General features: G+C 49.1%; 2 protein-coding genes. One reads left to right on the top strand and one right to left on the bottom strand.

Annotated features, from left to right (window positions below; genetic code table 11):
- On the top strand, positions 1-451 hold a 451-nt coding region (locus tag ADK28_RS25500), incomplete at its 5' end, for a hypothetical protein (protein ID WP_048797004.1).
- Positions 452-605: 154 nt separating this feature from the next.
- Here the strand turns inward: ADK28_RS25500 and ADK28_RS25495 are convergent.
- Entirely contained in the window at positions 606-992 is a 387-nt protein-coding gene (locus ADK28_RS25495; RefSeq protein WP_048797003.1) for a VOC family protein, read from the bottom strand.
- Between the last annotated feature and the right edge of the window lie 445 nt (positions 993-1,437).

Below are 1,437 nucleotides of genomic sequence, written 5' to 3'. Positions count from 1 at the left end.
CGGCCACTTTGCATGTGAACGCATGCTAAAACTCACTGAATTTATCGACGATGCTGGAGAGGGGAACGGTCATTACCTGTCGTATCTGAAGCCAGAATTGCAGCGGCTCAATAGTTTCGATCTCAAATACTGGCCTGACATTGCCGGGATCATTCGCTCGCTGGGTATGGAAGAGGTGGAGATTACCTTTGCAGATGAAGCGACAGAGGCGATTATCAACGCCCACAGGCCTTCAGGGACGGATTTCTTCAGGAAGTTATTTGATAATATTAACGAGCAAAAAACAGGGGATTACTACGCCTTACCACGGACGTTTAAACTTTCAGATGCTGCGCTGGCGACGATTTGTAATATCACACGCGATCTGCCACCGGATGCGCTCATTGACGCGGCCTACGTGAAACGAACCCGTCATCGACTGAAAGAACAGGGCTACAGCGCTATATGGTAAAGCAAGCTGTCATCCTTACCCATTTTTCATCGTGGGTACTGATCCTATTGGGCTCATCACCAGAGATGCCCCTGCACCCGTGCAAAGTGTTCTGCATAATAACAGTCTGAACGAACGCCTGATGGCAGCGAGCGTTGATGCCCCCCAGAGCATCTTACTTGCGATACAGACTCCCCTGACCGGATGCTGCACGTGCCCACAGTTCTTCATCGCTGAGCGTTGTCTCAATCAGTTCAATCGGTACACCGCAGTCATCAATAACGGCCACCCGGTAATCATCGATGGGTTCATAAGGCCCCAGGATAACCGTCTCGCCCGCAATCGCCTCAGCCAGACTACTGACCTTAAACGCCACGTGTGGAACGGTTTTCAGCAACGGATGGAGCGGCGAGTCATCAGTGAAACGATGCCACTGCACCCGAAACTTGCCTGGATTATCGGTGGTATACGTCCCCGCGCGGGCACTGAACTTGCCTGCAGTATTACCATCCTGCAACGGGATACCAAAATGATGAAACTCATACTGTACGTCTGCTTTCATGGGTAACACCTGCCTCCGTTGGGTTAAACGCCCGATACATTACCCGGTGAACCGATAACAATACAGAAACGGGTATTAACTTTCTGGTCAGCCAACGGGCAGCTTACCCCCTTCTCAAACGCGCTGTAACGCTTCAGGAGCGATACAATCGATTTATCCACAGCTTTCCATCAATATTAACTCAAACACACTTATACGGGCTTACAGGGATATTCAGCGAAATACAATATTACAACGTTCACCCCTGTTAAAATAACATCTGCTTAATGCGCCAATCATTCTTCACATACTGACTCTGGATAAACACGTTCAATTTCACGTACTGCATTCCTGCTGAAAGTATATCCCTGGGCTATTCCCCCGATCACCCGCCACGTCGCTTACCATTATCTCGCAATCACTCTCCATACTCTTTAGCTCACGTTCTCATTGATGTGAATAAAGC

Origin of the sequence: Serratia sp. 506_PEND (genome assembly GCF_001076875.1) — a bacterium.
Classification (GTDB): domain Bacteria; phylum Pseudomonadota; class Gammaproteobacteria; order Enterobacterales; family Enterobacteriaceae; genus Serratia; species Serratia marcescens.
The sequence above is the reverse complement of the archived record's forward strand: the minus strand, read 5'-3'. Positions and strand labels throughout refer to the sequence as shown.

What these genes read in the sequence shown, in the direction of transcription:
- ADK28_RS25495 (WP_048797003.1), bottom strand. Translation starts at nt 992, where the DNA reads ATGAAAGCAGACGTACAGTATGAGTTTCATCATTTTGGTATCCCGTTG.